The sequence below is a fragment of the Gottfriedia sp. OAE603 genome (assembly GCF_040543965.1).
In the GTDB taxonomy this organism is placed as follows: domain Bacteria; phylum Bacillota; class Bacilli; order Bacillales; family Bacillaceae_G; genus Gottfriedia; species Gottfriedia solisilvae.
Genome location: NZ_JBEUNN010000001.1, coordinates 2,804,822 through 2,822,121 on the forward strand (window position 1 = coordinate 2,804,822; position 17,300 = coordinate 2,822,121).

19 protein-coding genes are annotated in these 17,300 nt (G+C 32.6%); 3 read left to right on the plus strand and 16 right to left on the minus strand.

Translation table 11 applies throughout. The features are described 5' to 3' along the window. Positions 1-55: 55 nt before the first annotated feature. The 8 genes from ABID96_RS14420 to ABID96_RS14455 all read right to left on the minus strand — a co-directional run bounded on the left by ABID96_RS14420 (position 56) and on the right by ABID96_RS14455 (position 6,674). Positions 56-1,018, minus strand: a complete 963-nt coding sequence (locus tag ABID96_RS14420) for a PhoH family protein (RefSeq protein ID WP_087998872.1) — start codon at positions 1,016-1,018, stop codon at positions 56-58. 3 nt (positions 1,019-1,021) lie between these two features. Next, positions 1,022-2,209 (minus strand): sporulation protein YqfD, encoded by a 1,188-nt coding sequence (gene yqfD / locus ABID96_RS14425; protein WP_192602634.1) that lies wholly within the window; start codon positions 2,207-2,209, stop codon positions 1,022-1,024. A 48-nt stretch (positions 2,210-2,257) separates the two neighbouring features. Further along, positions 2,258-2,542, minus strand: a complete 285-nt coding sequence (gene yqfC / locus ABID96_RS14430; RefSeq protein ID WP_483301366.1) for a sporulation protein YqfC — start codon at positions 2,540-2,542, stop codon at positions 2,258-2,260. Between the two features lie 243 nt (positions 2,543-2,785). Then, complete coding sequence (locus ABID96_RS14435) at positions 2,786-3,235, minus strand: GatB/YqeY domain-containing protein (RefSeq protein ID WP_087998870.1); 450 nt, start codon at positions 3,233-3,235, stop codon at positions 2,786-2,788. 14 nt (positions 3,236-3,249) lie between these two features. After that, positions 3,250-3,423: a 30S ribosomal protein S21 gene (rpsU, locus tag ABID96_RS14440; protein ID WP_003152957.1), complete on the minus strand. Its 174-nt coding sequence runs from the start codon at positions 3,421-3,423 to the stop codon at positions 3,250-3,252. A gap of 164 nt (positions 3,424-3,587) precedes the next feature. After that, positions 3,588-4,259, minus strand: a complete 672-nt coding sequence (deoC, locus tag ABID96_RS14445) for a deoxyribose-phosphate aldolase (RefSeq protein WP_192602635.1) — start codon at positions 4,257-4,259, stop codon at positions 3,588-3,590. Between the two features lie 155 nt (positions 4,260-4,414). Further along, the gene (locus ABID96_RS14450) at positions 4,415-5,632 is read right to left on the minus strand and encodes an MFS transporter (RefSeq protein WP_192602636.1); all 1,218 of its coding nucleotides are present in this window, start codon (positions 5,630-5,632) and stop codon (positions 4,415-4,417) included. A 424-nt stretch (positions 5,633-6,056) separates the two neighbouring features. Continuing rightward, positions 6,057-6,674 (minus strand): sterol desaturase family protein, encoded by a 618-nt coding sequence (locus tag ABID96_RS14455; RefSeq protein WP_192602637.1) that lies wholly within the window; start codon positions 6,672-6,674, stop codon positions 6,057-6,059. Positions 6,675-6,880: 206 nt separating this feature from the next. On the opposite strand from ABID96_RS14455, the gene ABID96_RS14460 reads away from it, so the two are divergent. The 3 genes from ABID96_RS14460 (at position 6,881) to ABID96_RS14470 (ending at position 8,134) form a co-directional block, all read left to right on the plus strand. After that, a complete protein-coding gene (locus tag ABID96_RS14460; protein ID WP_192602638.1) occupies positions 6,881-7,189 on the plus strand; it encodes a hypothetical protein in 309 nt (102 codons plus the stop codon). Positions 7,190-7,419: 230 nt separating this feature from the next. Further along, positions 7,420-7,905, plus strand: coding sequence for a DUF2975 domain-containing protein (locus ABID96_RS14465; protein ID WP_192602639.1), 486 nt, complete (start codon positions 7,420-7,422; stop codon positions 7,903-7,905). A gap of 10 nt (positions 7,906-7,915) precedes the next feature. Further along, a complete protein-coding gene (locus tag ABID96_RS14470; protein ID WP_192602640.1) occupies positions 7,916-8,134 on the plus strand; it encodes a helix-turn-helix domain-containing protein in 219 nt (72 codons plus the stop codon). 109 nt (positions 8,135-8,243) lie between these two features. Here the strand turns inward: ABID96_RS14470 and ABID96_RS14475 are convergent, their stop codons facing one another. From ABID96_RS14475 to ABID96_RS14510, 8 genes are all read right to left on the minus strand, one after another. Further along, the gene (locus ABID96_RS14475) at positions 8,244-8,696 is read right to left on the minus strand and encodes an RDD family protein (RefSeq protein ID WP_192602641.1); all 453 of its coding nucleotides are present in this window, start codon (positions 8,694-8,696) and stop codon (positions 8,244-8,246) included. 238 nt (positions 8,697-8,934) lie between these two features. Continuing rightward, positions 8,935-10,620 (minus strand): internalin N-terminal domain-containing protein, encoded by a 1,686-nt coding sequence (locus ABID96_RS14480; RefSeq protein ID WP_192602642.1) that lies wholly within the window; start codon positions 10,618-10,620, stop codon positions 8,935-8,937. Positions 10,621-10,647: 27 nt separating this feature from the next. Further along, positions 10,648-11,682 (minus strand): WxLIP family cell surface protein, encoded by a 1,035-nt coding sequence (locus ABID96_RS14485; RefSeq protein WP_192602643.1) that lies wholly within the window; start codon positions 11,680-11,682, stop codon positions 10,648-10,650. A gap of 148 nt (positions 11,683-11,830) precedes the next feature. After that, positions 11,831-12,556, minus strand: coding sequence for a WxL domain-containing protein (locus ABID96_RS14490; protein WP_192602644.1), 726 nt, complete (start codon positions 12,554-12,556; stop codon positions 11,831-11,833). A gap of 451 nt (positions 12,557-13,007) precedes the next feature. Further along, complete coding sequence (locus tag ABID96_RS14495) at positions 13,008-13,838, minus strand: energy-coupling factor transporter transmembrane component T family protein (RefSeq protein WP_192603152.1); 831 nt, start codon at positions 13,836-13,838, stop codon at positions 13,008-13,010. After that, the gene (locus ABID96_RS14500; RefSeq protein ID WP_377896910.1) at positions 13,838-15,541 is read right to left on the minus strand and encodes an ABC transporter ATP-binding protein; all 1,704 of its coding nucleotides are present in this window, start codon (positions 15,539-15,541) and stop codon (positions 13,838-13,840) included. The genes ABID96_RS14495 and ABID96_RS14500 overlap by 1 nt, the downstream gene beginning before the upstream one ends. An 82-nt stretch (positions 15,542-15,623) precedes the next feature. Beyond that, the gene (locus ABID96_RS14505; protein ID WP_192602646.1) at positions 15,624-16,178 is read right to left on the minus strand and encodes an ECF-type riboflavin transporter substrate-binding protein; all 555 of its coding nucleotides are present in this window, start codon (positions 16,176-16,178) and stop codon (positions 15,624-15,626) included. 36 nt (positions 16,179-16,214) lie between these two features. Next, positions 16,215-17,057 (minus strand): SAM hydrolase/SAM-dependent halogenase family protein, encoded by an 843-nt coding sequence (locus ABID96_RS14510; protein ID WP_192602647.1) that lies wholly within the window; start codon positions 17,055-17,057, stop codon positions 16,215-16,217. Positions 17,058-17,300: the final 243 nt, after the last annotated feature.

Below are 17,300 nucleotides of genomic sequence, written 5' to 3' on the forward strand. Positions count from 1 at the left end.
CTGCACCTTCGATAAAACACGAAATGACCCTATCACTTTGTAGGGTCACTACGATTTATTCTTTTGCTACGTCATAAGCTTGAATAATCTTTTGAACGAGTGGGTGACGGACTACGTCTGTCTGCTCTAGTATTGTCATCCCAATACCTTCAACACCTTTTAGCGTATGTTGAGCAGAAATTAAACCAGATTTAACTCCTTTTGGTAAATCAATTTGAGAAGGGTCACCTGTAATAACCATTTTAGAGCCAAATCCTAGACGAGTTAGAAACATTTTCATTTGAGCCATCGTCGTATTTTGAGCTTCATCTAAAATGACAAATGCATCTTCTAATGTTCTTCCCCTCATATATGCAAGAGGTGCTATTTCAATCGTACCTCTTTCAATTAAACGGACTGTGTGTTCTTGACCGAGTACATCGTGTAATGCATCGTACAATGGCCTTAAGTACGGATCAACTTTTTCCTTCAAATCACCTGGTAGAAAGCCTAAGCTTTCACCAGCTTCAACAGCTGGTCTCGTTAGAATAATTTTACTCACTTTGTTATTTTTTAATGCTTGAACAGCCATAACAACTGCAAGATATGTTTTACCTGTTCCAGCAGGACCTATACCAAACACTAAATCATTTGATTGAATAGCGCGAAGATAATGTCTTTGTCCAAAGGTTTTTACTCGAATAGCTTTCCCTTTAGAATTTTTAATAATTTCTTCGTCATATAATCTTGCAAATGATGCTAGCTTTCCTTCTTTAGCCATTTGAATTGAGTAAGTAACATCTCTTGATGTAATACTCACACCATTCCTGATAACCTCTAATAACGCTTGAATAATTTGTTCAACAGTTCCTACGTCTTCACTAGCTCCAGATACTTGTACAGATTGACCACGCGTGACAATATTCACATCAAGCATATTTTCAATAATTTGTAGGTGCTTATCATTTGTGCCAAATAAGGCAATCGCTTCGTTTGGATCTTCTATTTGTTGATTTATCGTTAGTAGTTGTTCTGGCATTACTCAGTCCCCTTGAACAATAGTTTTCGTTTTCGTAATATCTTCTAAAACTTTATAATATATTCTTAAATTAACTTTACCATTGTCTAATGACTCGTGCAAAACTTTTTCTTGTAAAATTTTGGCATCCTGACTTAACTTATCCATTAAATCATTTCTACCTGTTTGTTTTCCGACATTAATTGCTTCAGCCTTTGTGTACGTTCTTACAATATCTTCACTTTCATGGATTGTTTTTTTCGTAAAATATATCGGTAATTTCCACTTTAGAAATTTAAATTGATAGACATTGTCTTCTGTTTGAAAAGCTTTATATTTATTTTTATCAAAACCCCAGAATTTTATTTTACTTTGGCTAGTTCCGATATAATATCTTTTCTTTTTTTCTCCTGTCAACACAGTAAATTTTGTATTTAACGGGATACTGACAATTTCTTCTCTCCATACTTCCCCAATTACTTTTCCAACTGCTGGAACGATAATCGGATGATCTTCTGTACCAATAATGCCTGAAACTAATACTTGACCCCTTTTTACATAATCATTGGTAGTAACTAAAGGTTTTCCTTTTTCGACGAACATACTCGTAATAACTGCTTCTTCTTTCGCTACGATATGTCTTGGTTTAATTTTTCGATCAGGCTTTGGTAAATGCTTTTCTACAACCTCAAAATGAAAGGTAGTCCCATTTAATTGAACACCAATCCAAGTGATTGAAGGATTATCATCCTGTAATTTTTTCTGTATTGTTTGAAGCTTTGGTAATGAAAATTGTGACACACCCGTTTTGACACCAAGTGAATGTAAGTCTTTACGCAGCTTATATTCAATTTCAGGTGAGGCACCCTTCACATCAATTCTCCAAACCATATTCGATAATAAAAATAGTACGACGAGAAAGCCTACTAAACCAATGACAAACCCGAAATGCTTCCATGCTCGTCTAATCTCAAAAGGCAGACCTTGTCTTCCTATAAAATAAACCTTATATTCTTTTTTCCGAGGAATATTTCTAATTCGCTTATAATCCTTTAAATCAATTGTAAAGGAAATCGAATTTGGTCCATTTTTTTTCACATTTTTTAATGGTATCCCTTTTCGCATACACTCATTTAAAAATCGTTCAGGTCCAAGTCCCATTACTTTTACTTGAACCATCCCTGTAAGATTTGCTGTCCACTGATTTTTCATGTTTATCCCCCATGTTCAATTTACTGATCATGGTGTAAGTTCTAGTTGCTATTCATTAATAAAATAAACGTGCTCTATTTCGCCTTCTAATAAAATTTCTTCTGGTAGCATTGTTTTCAATACAAAATCTTTCCCTTTAATGAGAAGTTGACCTTGCTTCATCAGTAAACGAAGTTCCTTGTCTGAATAAACTAATAAACCTCTATGGTTTTCAATATAAATATGTAATTGGCCCAACATTGTAATACGTGGTAACTCAAGGAGTACATCTGGTGGTAAGTCCATCTTACTTGACATCCAGTTTTTAAAATTGTGCGCTAATCTTTTCAAGATAGACTCCTCCCCCTTTCATATCATATTTATGATTAAATTAGAGAACGTATGATACAAAAAGGAAATGACGGATGAATTTTTGTTCGGAAGTATTTTGTAAGCATTCGTATATAAGAGAATTTTATCAATGTATTTGGAAATTTATATTAGAATTCAAATTAGTATGTAGTTTCAGTAAACGAGCATATGAACGTGGAATACATCTTTTGGGGGCAAAAAAAATAAACGTCTATAAATAGACGTTTATTTTAACAGACTAGCTACAGCTTTATTCACAGAAGAGCCATCAGCTTGTCCTTTAACTTTAGGCATAACTGCACTCATTACTTTCCCCATGTCAGCTTTTGATGTAGCACCAACTTCTGAAATTGTTGCACGCACGATTTCAAGAAGTTCGTCTTCAGATAATTGTTGAGGCAAGTATTCTTCTAGAATCAGTAATTCTTGCTTTAATTTATCCACAAGGTCATCACGACCAGCTTTTTCGAATTCCAGGAGGGAGTCTTTACGTTGTTTCACTTCACGAGTTAAAATTGTTAACTCTTGATCAGCTGACAATGTTACATTATTCCCTAGACTAATCACTTCATTTTGCAATGATGCTTTCACCATACGGATAACATTTAACTTGTCTTTATTTTTTTCCTTCATCGCTTGTTTCATATCTGAATTCAAACGTTCGAGAAGACTCATAGTAACACCCTCTCTTAGAATTTACGTTTTCTTGCTGCCTCTGATTTTTTCTTACGTTTTACACTTGGCTTTTCATAAAATTCGCGTTTTCTTGCTTCTTGAAGCGTACCAGTTTTAGAAACTGAACGTTTAAAACGACGAAGAGCATCTTCTAAAGATTCGTTTTTACGAACGACTGTTTTAGACATCTTACTTTTCCCTCCCTCCAAGCTACCACTTACAATCAATAAAAACACTGCAAAAAAGAACACTTTTCTACATGTCTTTTACGATTATAATACATAAAGCATTGTTAGGTCAACAGGTAAATGTCAAGTTTGGACCTTAACACACCTATAATAACTGGTCCTTTTTAATAACCTTCTGTAGCAACATTTCCTTGAGCAATTGTGACCCCATTACTCGTACCAATTCGTGTCGCTCCTGCTTTAACCATTTCATTCAAACTAGCGATATCTCTTACACCACCTGAAGCTTTTACACCAATATCTGGTCCAACTGTTTTTCTCATTAAAGCTACATCTTCTACTGTTGCACCGCCAGTTGAAAATCCAGTTGAAGTTTTTACGAAATCCGCACCAGCTTTTACAGATATTTTTGAAGCTAGCTCCTTTTCCTCATCAGTTAGTAAACTTGTCTCAATGATTACTTTGACAATTGCTTTACCTTTAGCTGCACCGACGACAGCTGCAACATCTTGTTCTACCAATTCTGCATCCTTATCTTTTAGGGCACCAATATTGATCACCATATCTACTTCGTCAGCACCATTTTCAATTGCATTTTGCGTTTCGAATGCTTTGACTTCTTTTGTATTTGCACCTAAAGGAAAGCCAATTACAGTACATACTTTTACATCTGTTCCTTTTAACAACGATGCACAAAGTTTTACCCAAGTTGGATTCACGCAAACTGATGCAAAATGATGCTCTTTCGCTTCAGCACATAGCTTTTCAATTTGAGATTTAGTTGTCTCTGCCTTTAATACCGTGTGGTCAATCAATTTAGAAATATTTGTTGTCATAATGAATACCCCTTATCTTTAGAAATTTGAATATATTTATATGAATAGAAATTGATTTTGAATCAAGAAGTGCAGTTTTAGTATTCGTAATTCCATTGTAAATATGTGAGTTGCACCTTGATCTCAAAAAAAAAAAGAAACTCAGGAGCATCAACCTAAATTGATGCGTTTGAATTTCTCTCAATTGTTATATTACCTTCCTTTACCTTAAGTATCATGAAGAAAGAAACAATGATAAAGAAACCACCATATAAAAACATAAATTTAAAACCAATCATATCAAGGAGCGCTCCTAATAGTGGTGGTGAGACGATATTTGCAATTGATGCAAATAAATAATATAAGCCTGTATATGTGCCGATAAAGCCTACAGGTGCCATCTCAGCTAAAAATGGATATGAATTAATATTCACCATTGCCCAAAAGCATCCCATCACAAAGAAAACGATCCGAATTGCAGTGATATCTTTCAAGAAAAACAAAACGCCAAATCCAACAATTATGCCGATAATACCGATGATTATGCTTTTCTTCTTTCCAATTTTAGTACCAATAAAGCCCGCAGGAATCGCAAATATTAAAAAGGCTAAAGAGATAAACGCAAAAGAAAATGATGCAGCACTTACCTTTATTCCTAAATAAACTTCTCCATAACGAGTAAAGAATGTCTCAATACCATTAAATCCTATAAACCAGCTGAGGATTGCAAGTAAGAGGAATAATGCATTTTTGTTCGCTATTGCCGATTTAAACCCTTCTTTTAAATTGACTTTTTCTTCTGCTTCTTCATAATTGATGACGTCCCTTTTTTCTTTTATAAAATGAAACAAAATGATAAAACTGATGAGCATAAGGGAACCTGCTAAATAAAAAGGAAAGCCCTCATTTATATCCCATAATATTGAGCCAATAAAAAAAGCAATGAGCGCTCCAATTCCACCCATAAAATTAATAATACTATTCGCTTTGCTTCTGTGTTCAGTTCTTGTTAAATCTGGCATAAGTGCAATAACCGGGGAACGAAAAACACTCATGCTCAAATTCATAAACACAACAAAAAAAACTAGTAACATTAGGGACTGGTGGAAAGGGATTAATAAGGTAAAAAGTGCTGCCAGTGGCATACCGATCATTAGAAATGGCATTCGTCTTCCAAACCGAGTGTTTAGCCGATCACTGTAAACTCCAACTGCCGGTTGTAGAAATAACGCAAAGTAATTATCAAATGTCATGATAAAACCAATTAATGCTGAAGATCCGATATAGTCGCTTAATATCTTCGGCATAAAGGCATTATAAACAGACCATGTTAAACTAATTGCAAAAAATCCAAATCCAAGTAACAAGATTTTCCGGTAATTTAAGTTATTCATTTACATCTCCTAATTTTAGAATAACCTTCACTATATCGATTAGGTTCTAGGCTAATTTAATAATCCACTTCATTCCCCTTACTAATATGTATAGTGATTACATAGTCCAATTATTTACATTATTTGATATTTATCATAAGTTTAATAATTCGTTAATGTTCCATTTAAAACACGCTCATAATTACTTACTTTGTAAAAGAAGAATGTTGTTTTCCGCTGCAGATACTCGCTTTCCGTGGGGCGTGCGGTGAGCCTCCTCGCCGCTACGCACCTGTGGGGTCTCACCTGTCCCGCTTCTCCCACAGGAGTCGAGCACCTTTCGCCTCAATCAACTTAATGTAAACCTTTCAATTTTAAAATTCTTGCTACACAAACATTCCATTAAAAGTAGACAAATAAAAAAACGCCATTAAAGGCGTTTTTACTACATTCTTTCTTCTAATGATTTTGCAGTTGCGCTTGTTTTTACTTCTTTTTCATCTTTTAGTGTTCCAAATAATCCATCAAAAATTGGAGTTGATACACCGTACCAATAGTTTTCATTTTTAAAATGATGTAATATGTGAAGCTTTTTAATGTGACGACCTAATTTTGTTTTTGGTTTGATTGGTCGATGTGCGACATAGTGTTTCCATTCGTAAACAAGTAACATCAATACTAAGCCTGCTCCAAAAGCAGAAGTTAAGGTAAGATTTTGCGTGATTAGATAAAAAATGATACATAGAGCACCTAAGTTAGGGATGCTATACCAAATAGGTAAGAATAATAGCTTTAAATCCTCTGGGTACGTATGATGATCATAATGTATGCGCTTTAAAAATTTTAGGAATAATTGGTTTTTAGGTACCTTTAAATGAAATAAAAATCTGTGGGTTACATACTCACTAAACATAAAGAATACTAAACCTGCAATAAAGATTAGTAAAACAGCCCATGAAAAGTGAAAACCAACACTATAAATAAATCCTAATGCAAAAATGATGCCCATAACTAAAATGTCAAAGTGTAGAAAAAAATCTTGATATAATCCTTTACTCTTCATTCCTTACCCCCATGTTCTTTACTCTTTTATAAAACTGACTTTAAAGTGTTATTTATCAACCATAATATTCAATATCATCACAACAAATTCCTTTCTACATCATACCCTTTGCTTTCAAAAAATGATATTTATATAAAATTGAATAATCAATTGTTCAGAGAAGATAATAATAAATAGAACAAAATATGAATGTAAGGGAGATCGTGATGGAAAAAAGGAGATATTATGTTTCAGTACAAGCAAGAACAATGGTTCCAAACCAAGGTGATGCACCATATGAACTTGAAATAGATGCAACTGAAGATGAAGCAGAAAGACTAGGCAGGATTTTTGATGAAATTGATAAATACGATGAAGCTTTAGGCGTACAAACGGCATTTATTGCACCGATCACTGATATGAATCATGAAAACAAGAATGGCTATGATTATTTTCTAAAACAGGCATACAAATTAATTTATGATTTAGGGTCAGAAGAAACGAGAGAACATATACATAGCATGCATATTTTATGATAATAATGAAGAAAATCTATATAAATCAAACATGACCTCTCAGGAGGACGAAATAAACAAATAACATAAAAAATTGTACACCTATTCGCAAATTGTGAGTAGGTGTTTTTTTATTTTACATGGATATTTCAATAACAATAATAATACAATAAATAACAATACCATTTTATCGTAATTCGATAAATCATATGATAAAATCATGTTGTCATTAAATAAGTGAGGTATTTTAAATGAATAGTAAAAGAGGTTCAACAACTTTCTTAAAGGTCATTATTTTTGTGGCTGGAATTGCAGTGCTCGCCTTGTGTATATTTTTAGTGCCTCGTATGGCGAATTTCGCAGCAAAATTGTATCCAAATATTGCCGCAATGAAATATCTCGTATTCATCGTGATGTATGGAGCAGCTCTGCCTTTTTATTTCGCTCTCTATCAGGCTTTCAATCTTTTAAGGTACATTGACGAGAACACAGCGTTCTCGGAATTGTCTGTAAAGGCGTTAAAGAACATAAAATACTGTGCAATTACAATTAGTGGTTTGTATGTATTAGGTTCGCCACTCTTTCATTTTATAGCGAGGAAAGTCGACCCTCCTATTGGATTAATGGGACTCGTCATCATTTTTGCTTCGTTGGTGATCGCTGTTTTTGCTGCAATCCTCCAACGCCTTCTTCAGGAAGCAATTAACATAAAATCAGAAAATGATTTGACGGTCTAAGGAGGATGTTATGTCAATTATTATTAATATTGATGTGATGTTAGCAAAAAGAAAAATGAGCGTAACGGAGCTTTCAGAGAGGGTTGGAATTACGATGGCGAATCTTTCCATTCTGAAAAATGGAAAAGCAAAAGCGGTACGGTTTTCAACATTAGCAGCGATATGTAAGACTTTGAATTGTCAGCCAGGTGATATTTTGGAGTACAAAAACGACGAAGAAACTCAATAAAATAAATAAATCTATTTAACTAACAGGTGTCGATAAAGAATCGAAGGGATAGCTTTTCTGCTATCCCTTCTTTTTCATTTATTGATGTAATTTTTTACTCTATCATTACTTAAACATCAATTACTTTCGTTTTCGCAATCATATCGTGAATTGTTTTTTTATTTTGACTAAAAATTAGCAATGGATCAATAAAAGCGACTAGGTTGATAATATTTGAAATGATTGGCAAAGTTATTTGACCAAAAAATAAAAAGACGGATCTTAATAACATCGTAACCAAATCAACTTCTTCATCTGTATCTTTTACAACTGCAATTTTTATCCAACGTTTCCCAAGTGTCTGCCCCTTCCATACAAATGTAGGAATGATGACATTAAATATCAAAATGCTTAATATCGAGATTACGAAAAACTTTACATTAAATGTGTTATCGATAAATTCAGATGTTGAAATACCTGTTAAAAATGCCATTAGAATGAAGAATAAAAAAGTTATAAATGCATCAATCAATACGGCTAAAAGTCTGCTAGACCGACTTGCTAAGTATAAATCAGTATCCATTATAATCCTCCTTTAGAATTACCATATTCTTAAAATAATCTATATATCTCGTAAAAGAAACAAAAATGTTAAATTCCTCAGAGGAGGCTCAATAATTGCCCTTTTTTAAAACGAGCAGTGGAATTCAACATTCTTTTCTTAACCTGAGCCCCTAAAAAGAAAAGCACACCACAAATTATATAGTGGTGTAACTTCTATAAATGTAACAAAGAAAATATTTTATAGTAAAAATTATTATTTAAGGTGCATCAGACAATGTCCAATTAATTGTTGTAATATATGATTCTGCATAAACCTCATTAGGATTTATCTTCAATAAAATTCCTTTATTAGCCTCCCAATTAATAGGGATAATAGATTCTGCCCCAGTAGTATACTCAAATACATTTAAAGGTGTTTTACTTAATGGAGTTGTATTTCCTTTATCGTCAACATAAACTAGTGCCTCTAACAATTGATGCGATGAATTACTCGTAGACGTTAACGGGGAGTCAATTGTAGCTGTTATATGCCATTCTCTACCAGGGAGTTCGTCATACACAGACATTTCCCAATTGGAATCATCCCTTTGGATGATCGTTTCCTTTGAAGGAATTGTTGTAGTTTGGAAGTTAATTGAATCAGGGACTTGTTTAAAGGATAGAAATCCTTTATTAGTCTGTGATACTTTTCCATTAAAAACCGAACCTGCATTACCAATCGTTACATAATTACTCCATGTTAATTGATTGTTTCCAGGTGTACTCCAAATAAGGTTGCTATTTTCATATGTTCCTGTTCCTTGTATCCAAACAATTGGTGGAATACTGCCATTCGGATTTGAAATAGATATTAATGTTGGGACTCTGATTGTTCCCTGCTCTAATTGGATTGATTGATTGACAAGATTTAAATTGGTTAATTGATTTAATCCTATTAAAGGACTCAAATCAGAGATATGATTATGATCTATTCTTAAATTGGTTAAATTCGTTAACCCAGCCAATGGACTTAGATCGCTAATTTGATTTGTTGAGAAATTAATATCTTTAATTTTAGTTAAACATTGCATACCACTTAAGTCTTGAATAGATTTATTTATTGCTGTTAAGTCTTGAACAGATTCCAATTCTTCCTTTGTTACGTAATCCGTTATTTGTTTACCTAATTTAGCTGCTACCGCCTGCGCTAGATTTATATCAGGAAAAATTTGTTGTATTTGTTTCACCATTTTCACACTAGGATTGAAGGAAACAATTCTCATATCCTTATGTTTCTTTAGTTGACTAGTAGATTCAAGGCCAAAGGCTAATCCAACCGTTGTTCCAGTACCTATAAATGTAAAATTTACAGTACCAGTTTGTCCATCCTTAGTAAGCGGAATAGATCCCTTTTTTAATGATAATTGGTTAGAATTGAACAATTCGTATAAAAAATTTTGATACTCATCACCAGTTGCATCATTGAATACGAAATCATACGGGATAGATACAGCGTAAACTTCACCAATTAAAGTATCTAATTTAATACCTGCAGCCAATGAGGTCTTATTTATGAGAATTGTATCGTAAATCCCTAATGCAAAAAGTCTGTTATCAGCATACATTAATCGATGATTTTCACCTGGAAAAAGAGGCCATCCGGTGCTAATATTTTCCAATTGAGTCATCCCATTAAATACAGCCTCCTTCAAATCACCAGCAAACGCTATATTTGAAAAAGTAACATTCGTCCCACTTTTAATTTGTGTAACTGGCTTCACCAATTCTTCTCCTAATGGGCAAACTTCTAACGTATTAGCTTTTACATCATTCTGGTTCGATTCTGCTATTATTTGTAAAGGTAATAAATTAGTAAATAAAATGACCATAGCACAGACAATCACTTTTAAAAAGATACATTTGGACTTCATTTTTTTTATCGTTTTAAGAATTATTTTTTTCAATTTCCACCTTCTCCTTAAAATCATAAGCTATTTTTCTAGATTTCTATTACTTTTCCCTGTTACTTTTTTAGCTATGATAAAAAGTAAAGCTAGTAAGAGTGATATTCCTCCACCGATATACCACCATAAGTAACTTTTATTTAATTCAAGTGCTTTCTCATTTAAATTATTTGCTACTTTTCCAATTGTGAAGTCCTCATCCCATTCCCAGATTTGAGTTCCGATAATTGCTTTCATTTTCAAACGATACGTTCCAGGTTTAAGAGGATCATTTTTCAAATCAATCGGAAATTCAAAATTTGAGTTTGGGGCCATGTTCAAATCTTTTTTATCTGAACTGTATAAATGTTTAGTTGATCCCTTTTTATATATTTTTGCTGTTACATCCATGTTCTCAACAATTACTGCTTCGCTATTTTGGATATTTGCAACTACTGCTGTACGATAGTTTATTAACATCGGTTTTATATATTTTAAATGTAAATCTGGATAAACATCATTTGTCGTTTCAGTCAATTTTATTCCTACAACATATGCATATTGATTTTTTATTTCGACGCCTGATGTTGAATTTTCTTTCGTCTCTTTTAACTTCTTTTTAAAATGTGCCGCTCCTAAAATTACCCCATCATATTTTTGCTCTGGCATTGAAATGTTGATTGGAACAATCTTAGACTTACCAGCTGGGATCACAATCTCTTTATTATCTGTTTTAGCAATTTCTGTTAAAGGAAATTGTAAACTTTCATCTTTTCGTTTGGTGTCAACTTCTGAATAATCTATTAATCCATTTCTATTTGTAGTAGCAAAAGCAACATCCATTTCTATTGTTTCCTCTTGAGAACTACTATTAAATACTTCAATCTTAACTACTTGTTTTTGTCCAGGTTTCATTTTTAAATCAAAATAAGATTTCAGTGGATCAATTTGATTTTTTGGAATGATAGCCCGAACTGAAAAACCAACATCACTTTCGGATGCTTTCACTGAGAATGGGATGATTGTGAATGCAATTACTATGACGGAGAAAATTAATATATATTTTTGTAACTTTAAGTTCATATACTTCTGCTCTCCTCGATGAATTTGTTCAATACTTGTAAAAAAATCTTACATATAAAAAAAGCTCGAAGAATAATAGCCTTATTTTCAAAGTACGATTCTTCGAGCCCAACCTGTTATCAAACTAATTAAATATTAAATCTAATCATTATTGTCCAGGAGCATCAGTAAGTGTCCAAGTGACAGTTGCTTCATGATTACCAACTGAAGCAGCACCTGCTGGAATCGTTAACGTAACATTATTATTAAGAGAATTCTCGTCATTAGGTGTTTCTCCAAACCATTTTGTTAACCAAGTAAACATACCAGTACTTGGCTTTGCAGATACTACCTTAGACGAAGCCGTACCATCTGCATTTAATGTTACAGTTTGCTCTGGAGTTGGTGCTACAGATACATCTGGTGTTATGACTGCTCCATTTTTAAATGTTAAAACTGCACCTGGCAATGAAGCTGTAGTACCACCATCCGTTGAAAAAGAACTTGCTTTTGCAGATACTGTCCACCCAGCACCTGTTCCACGAAAATCACTAACTTGAATAAATGGTTTTTTCGATTTTGAAGCATACACTTGCGTTGAACTAGAGATTTGTTGAGAGCCGAAGTCTACTGAAGATACATAATCTAATGTTAATGGTCCAGTATTACCAGTGGATGGATCAGTTGGATTATTGGGATCAGTTGGATTTAGTGGGTTTGTTGGATTCTCAGGATCTACCGGTGTACTTGGTCCAGTTCCTGATAAAAATGTAATTGAAGCATCTGAATTAGCTACTGAAGGTACCCCATCAGTTGCTGCTAGAATTGAATGAGAGGCTCCAACAACGGTTGTAATCCCCAATACACTTCCTATTGCGATTTTTGCAAATTTCATAATACTAATCTTTCCTTTCCAATTTTTAATTTTTAGTTAATTTTTATTAAAGAACAACTAAAATCCACAACTAGTAAAAAAATTAAATATTTTATGTAATTAGCGGACTAGTTGTCTTAACAATTTAACTTCTAGTAAATATTACAAAAAAATCAGAAATTTGTCTGTGGAAAATTTGTGAATTTTTTCACTAAATTTACTATATAATGTTAATAAAAGTATTAAGATACAATTTATTTACATAAATTTGTATAGTTTATGAAACCTAAAATTAATAATAAATTAGCCTATTATCCTTATAAATTCAAAAAAATGATGATAAGTTTAAATTAATAAAAGAATTAAGAACTTTTATTCATTTTTTACTTTTTTTGTAATTTTGCTCAAACATCTATACTTAAAATAAAAAAGAAGTTTACTCTTTTGTTTAGTAAACTTCTTTTTACGTTTTTTAAAGAAAGGGATTATAAAAACGATTGCCATCATGGAAAGTAATGTATAACGATCCTAAAAATAAAATACCAATAAAAATAAATGTAATATAATCTCTCATTTCAAAATTTCTTGCATTATACCATGTTCGATAGTTCTTACTGCCAAACCCTCTTAATTCCATTGCAGAGCTAATAACTTCAATTCGATTTAAACTTGAAAAAATTAAGGGCATTAGTATTGAAACGGAATTTACGATTCTCTTCCATAGATTTTGTTTGTTTGATAATTCCAATCCACGCGCTTGTTGTGCAAATGAAATATCTTGATAATCTCGTTGCACATCTGGAATATATCGTAATGCAATTGCAACTGAGTAAGCAATCTTGTAGTTAACCCCTATTTTATTTAACGAAGCTGCAAACTCACTCGGATTTGTTGTTACAATAAATAAGATACCAACGGGAATAACCGTGAAATATTTCAAATTAATATTAAATTGATAGAATAATTGTTCAGCAGTTATACTGATATTTCCAAAAAGATGAAATAAGATATGTCTTGTCCCATAAATTTCAACACCTTGATACGGTGCAAAAATAAAGGTCATCAAGCTATTAAATAACATAAAAAACAAAATAAAATATAGTACAAAAGAAACCTGTTTAAACGCTATTTTGGAAACTTTAAAACATAATATACCCATTAGAAACATCGCTAATAGAATTCGAGTGTCATATGTTACCATAGCAGTCGTTGACCACAATACGAAAAAGATTAGTTTCGTTGCACCCGTTAAATCATGAATGAAGGAATCTTTGCTGATATAAGAAAGCATAGGATTGTTCATCAAGCTCGAACCCTCCGATCATATTCTATAAATTTATGTACAAACTCAACAGAATTGAATATATTTGCTTTTTTAGCTAACTGCTGTAATGATGTTTCTTTTAAATTCGCTTGTTTAATAACTTCTGAATTTGTCAAAATGTTAGCAGCAGAATCATCTGCAATGATCTGTCCATCAGAAAATACAATCGCTCTTTTTGTATATTCAAGCATTAAGTGCATATCGTGAGTGATTAAAATAATTGTCATTCCACTGTCTTGTAGTTCCTTTAAAAATTCCATCATCTCATTATAATGTTTATAGTCTTGTCCAGCTGTTGGTTCATCTAAAATAAGAATTTTTGGATTCAATACAAGTACGCTTGCAATTGTTACTCTTTTCTTTTGACCAAAGCTTAAAGCAGAAATTGGCCAGTTTCTAAATTCATATAAGCCACAAACTTTTAATGTTTTCATCACTCTTTCTTTTATTTCATCTTGTGAGACTCCTCTAAATTTCAAACCTAAAGCTACTTCATCAAAAATAGATGTTTGAGAAATCATTTGGTTTGGATTTTGCAGGACAATTCCAATAAATTCAGCACGTTCTTTTATCGATAAATGCTTCATATCCTTACCTTCAAAAAAGATATCTCCGTTTGTCGGCTGGTAGAAACCACAAATTAATTTAGAAATAGTGGATTTTCCTGCTCCATTTTTTCCAACAATACTAACCATTTCACCCTTATTTATTTTAAAGGACACATTATGAATGATTTTTTCATTCTGTCTGTAACAAAAATCAATTGACTTTAGTTCTAATACAACCTCATCATCTACTAATTTTTTAAATTTCCCTGTACGGTGAAACCATCTTGTTAATTTGTTAATATATGAATCTATTTTTATCGAATCAATATTTTTCGGTTCTGTTTCAGGGGTAATCTCACACCCTGCATATTTCAAAGCAGTGATGTATAGAGGCTCACGTATTCCTAAGTTTTCTAGTAAGTTTGCACTAAGTAATTCATTAGTACTTACATTAGCTAGAATTTCGCCTTCATTTATGACAATAATACGATCAATATCAATTTGAAGAACTTCTTCTAAACGATGTTCAATAATAACAATTGTACTATTTGTTTTTTGATGAATGTCATTGATTAATTCCATCGCAATTTTTCCAGTTGCTGGATCTAAGTTCGCCAGTGGTTCATCAAATAATAAAATATTGGCTTGATCTACCATTACCCCACCAAGCGTTACTCTTTGCTTTTGTCCTCCTGACAATTGGTGAGGCGCTGAATGTAGATGACGATCAATTCCAACCATTTTCGAAATACTTTTAACCGTCTCGATCATTTCTGATTGATGTACTCCCGTATTTTCTAATTTAAATCCTATATCTTCAGCGACAGTCAATCCAATGAATTGAGCATCTGGATCTTGTAAAACGGTACCTACATGTTGTGATAACTCAAAAATTGATTGATTTTTTGTTTCTTTACCATTAATTTTTAAACTTCCACTTATTTCTCCTTCGTAAAAAGATGGAACTAATCCATTTAAACAATGTGAAATAGTACTTTTTCCCGAACCTGAAGAACCAACAATTAATATTTTTTCTCCTTCGTAAATGGTTAAATTAATATCTTTCAGTGTTGGTTTGGACTGGGCTTTGTATTGAAATGAAAAGTTACGAAACTCAATAATTGCTTTTTTCAATTTCATCTTCCTTTAATCAATAAAATTTTAAGTAGTGGTTCATTTTTATGAAAATGAAAAAGGTCGGTGAGATTTCCACCGACTACATATCCTTCGTTAAGCTACCTTGTTTTGGTCTTGTTTTTGCATATACTGTTAATAAAATCGTTCCTAAAATTGCAACAGTAACAATATTTGCTACACCTGCAACAACACCTTGAACAAAGACTTTGTTAACTGGTTCTGAGTAAATTAAAATATCTAATGCTGGAGCAACAACAAACCACGCTAATGCGTTTGCAAGTACTTGAATCAAATTAAATTGAACCATACCCTTGTTACCAAATTCGCCATTTTGGATATTGATTTTTTTTGATGCAAGACCAATGATCAATCCAACAATTGCAGATGCGATTACCCAGCTAAACCAAGGCGATCCATAGAAAATTGCATCCTTTAATGTGTGACCAATTAGTCCTATTAATAATCCAGCAAGCGGTCCATATAAAACAGCCATAAGTGCTAAAAATGCATATGCTGTTTCTACATTTGTATTAGGAACACCAGTTGGTATTGAACCAAATCTTCCTAAAATAATAAACACTGCTGCTCCAATTCCGATTGCAACAATCGTTTTAATCGACAAATTGCTATTCATTTTACACTCTCCCTCTTTACTTTCTTTCTCTATTTTTTAATTTGAAACCTTGATTGAAATCGTCCAGTCTATTCCTGTTGAAATACCATATTCATTTGTGAATGATCCTTGATTAACAGCAACTGCCATTTGATCGAGACTGTTAACATAAAGAATCGGTTCACCAATATTTACATCGGCAAATGACTTTCCATATTTAACCAACTTATGAAAAATGTTTTTCCCTTCATTTTCAATTGAAATTTCAACAGTATCCCCATACTTGGCCCCTAGATTAATAAACTCTGTTCTACCAATATTTGACCATATACTACCGTATCGAATATCAAGAATATCAATGGTTCCATTTATTTTGTTGTTTTCTCTAGTGCATTCTTTTGTAGGTAGTTTTATGTATGAATTTGAATCAACTTCTGGTCCAATATTTTCGAAATCAATTATCCCGGAAGCTAAGCGCGCTCCTGTATAGGCAAAAATATCTCTGCCATGAAACGTATAACTCTCACTTGAATTCGGTAATCTATTAAATTCCTCATCAATTACTCTCAGTTGATTAATTCCATCATTTTTTGCAATATGCGTTAATGTTCCATTATCGGGGGTAATTATGTAATGATTTGAATTTGTTCTAGCTACAACACTTCTACGATCTGATCCAACACCCGGATCTACTACTGATACAAAAACTGTTCCAACCGGCCAATAGTTCATCGTTTGAACCAAACGGTAAGAAGCTTCCCAAATATTATATTGAGGAATATCATGGGTTAAATCGTACATCTTTAAATCATGATTCACACTGCAAGCAACACCATACATAGCACTAACCGCTCCGTCTAGCAAACCAAAATCAGACTGAAATACCAATGCGTTACCCATCTATACACCCCTATTTTAAGAATATTTAAAATTAAATATAAATTCTATTAATTTATTAGTCAATATAAAAAAGTATTTATGATTACTATATATTTCATTCACATTTTGCATTCCAATTTTTTTCTTCCAAAAAATAAAAAAGATATAGTAAGTAGCTACTATATCTTTAAAATATTGTGACGTAAAAAACTTATTTTTATTCTCAGGAACGATTGATCCTTTGATCGTAATAATACTATGGAT

Coding starts and splice junctions, on each gene's coding strand:
- ABID96_RS14420 (WP_087998872.1), bottom strand. CDS start 1,018: ATGCCAGAACAACTACTAACGATAAATCAACAAATAGAAGATCCAAAC.
- yqfD (WP_192602634.1), bottom strand. CDS start 2,209: ATGAAAAATCAGTGGACAGCAAATCTTACAGGGATGGTTCAAGTAAAA.
- ABID96_RS14435 (WP_087998870.1), bottom strand. CDS start 3,235: ATGAGTCTTCTCGAACGTTTGAATTCAGATATGAAACAAGCGATGAAG.
- rpsU (WP_003152957.1), bottom strand. CDS start 3,423: ATGTCTAAAACAGTCGTTCGTAAAAACGAATCTTTAGAAGATGCTCTT.
- deoC (WP_192602635.1), bottom strand. CDS start 4,259: ATGACAACAAATATTTCTAAATTGATTGACCACACGGTATTAAAGGCA.
- ABID96_RS14450 (WP_192602636.1), bottom strand. CDS start 5,632: ATGAATAACTTAAATTACCGGAAAATCTTGTTACTTGGATTTGGATTT.
- ABID96_RS14455 (WP_192602637.1), bottom strand. CDS start 6,674: ATGAAGAGTAAAGGATTATATCAAGATTTTTTTCTACACTTTGACATT.
- ABID96_RS14460 (WP_192602638.1), top strand. CDS start 6,881: ATGGAAAAAAGGAGATATTATGTTTCAGTACAAGCAAGAACAATGGTT.
- ABID96_RS14465 (WP_192602639.1), top strand. CDS start 7,420: ATGAATAGTAAAAGAGGTTCAACAACTTTCTTAAAGGTCATTATTTTT.
- ABID96_RS14470 (WP_192602640.1), top strand. CDS start 7,916: ATGTCAATTATTATTAATATTGATGTGATGTTAGCAAAAAGAAAAATG.
- ABID96_RS14475 (WP_192602641.1), bottom strand. CDS start 8,696: ATGGATACTGATTTATACTTAGCAAGTCGGTCTAGCAGACTTTTAGCC.
- ABID96_RS14485 (WP_192602643.1), bottom strand. CDS start 11,682: ATGAACTTAAAGTTACAAAAATATATATTAATTTTCTCCGTCATAGTA.
- ABID96_RS14490 (WP_192602644.1), bottom strand. CDS start 12,556: ATGAAATTTGCAAAAATCGCAATAGGAAGTGTATTGGGGATTACAACC.
- ABID96_RS14495 (WP_192603152.1), bottom strand. CDS start 13,838: ATGAACAATCCTATGCTTTCTTATATCAGCAAAGATTCCTTCATTCAT.
- ABID96_RS14505 (WP_192602646.1), bottom strand. CDS start 16,178: ATGAATAGCAATTTGTCGATTAAAACGATTGTTGCAATCGGAATTGGA.
- ABID96_RS14510 (WP_192602647.1), bottom strand. CDS start 17,057: ATGGGTAACGCATTGGTATTTCAGTCTGATTTTGGTTTGCTAGACGGA.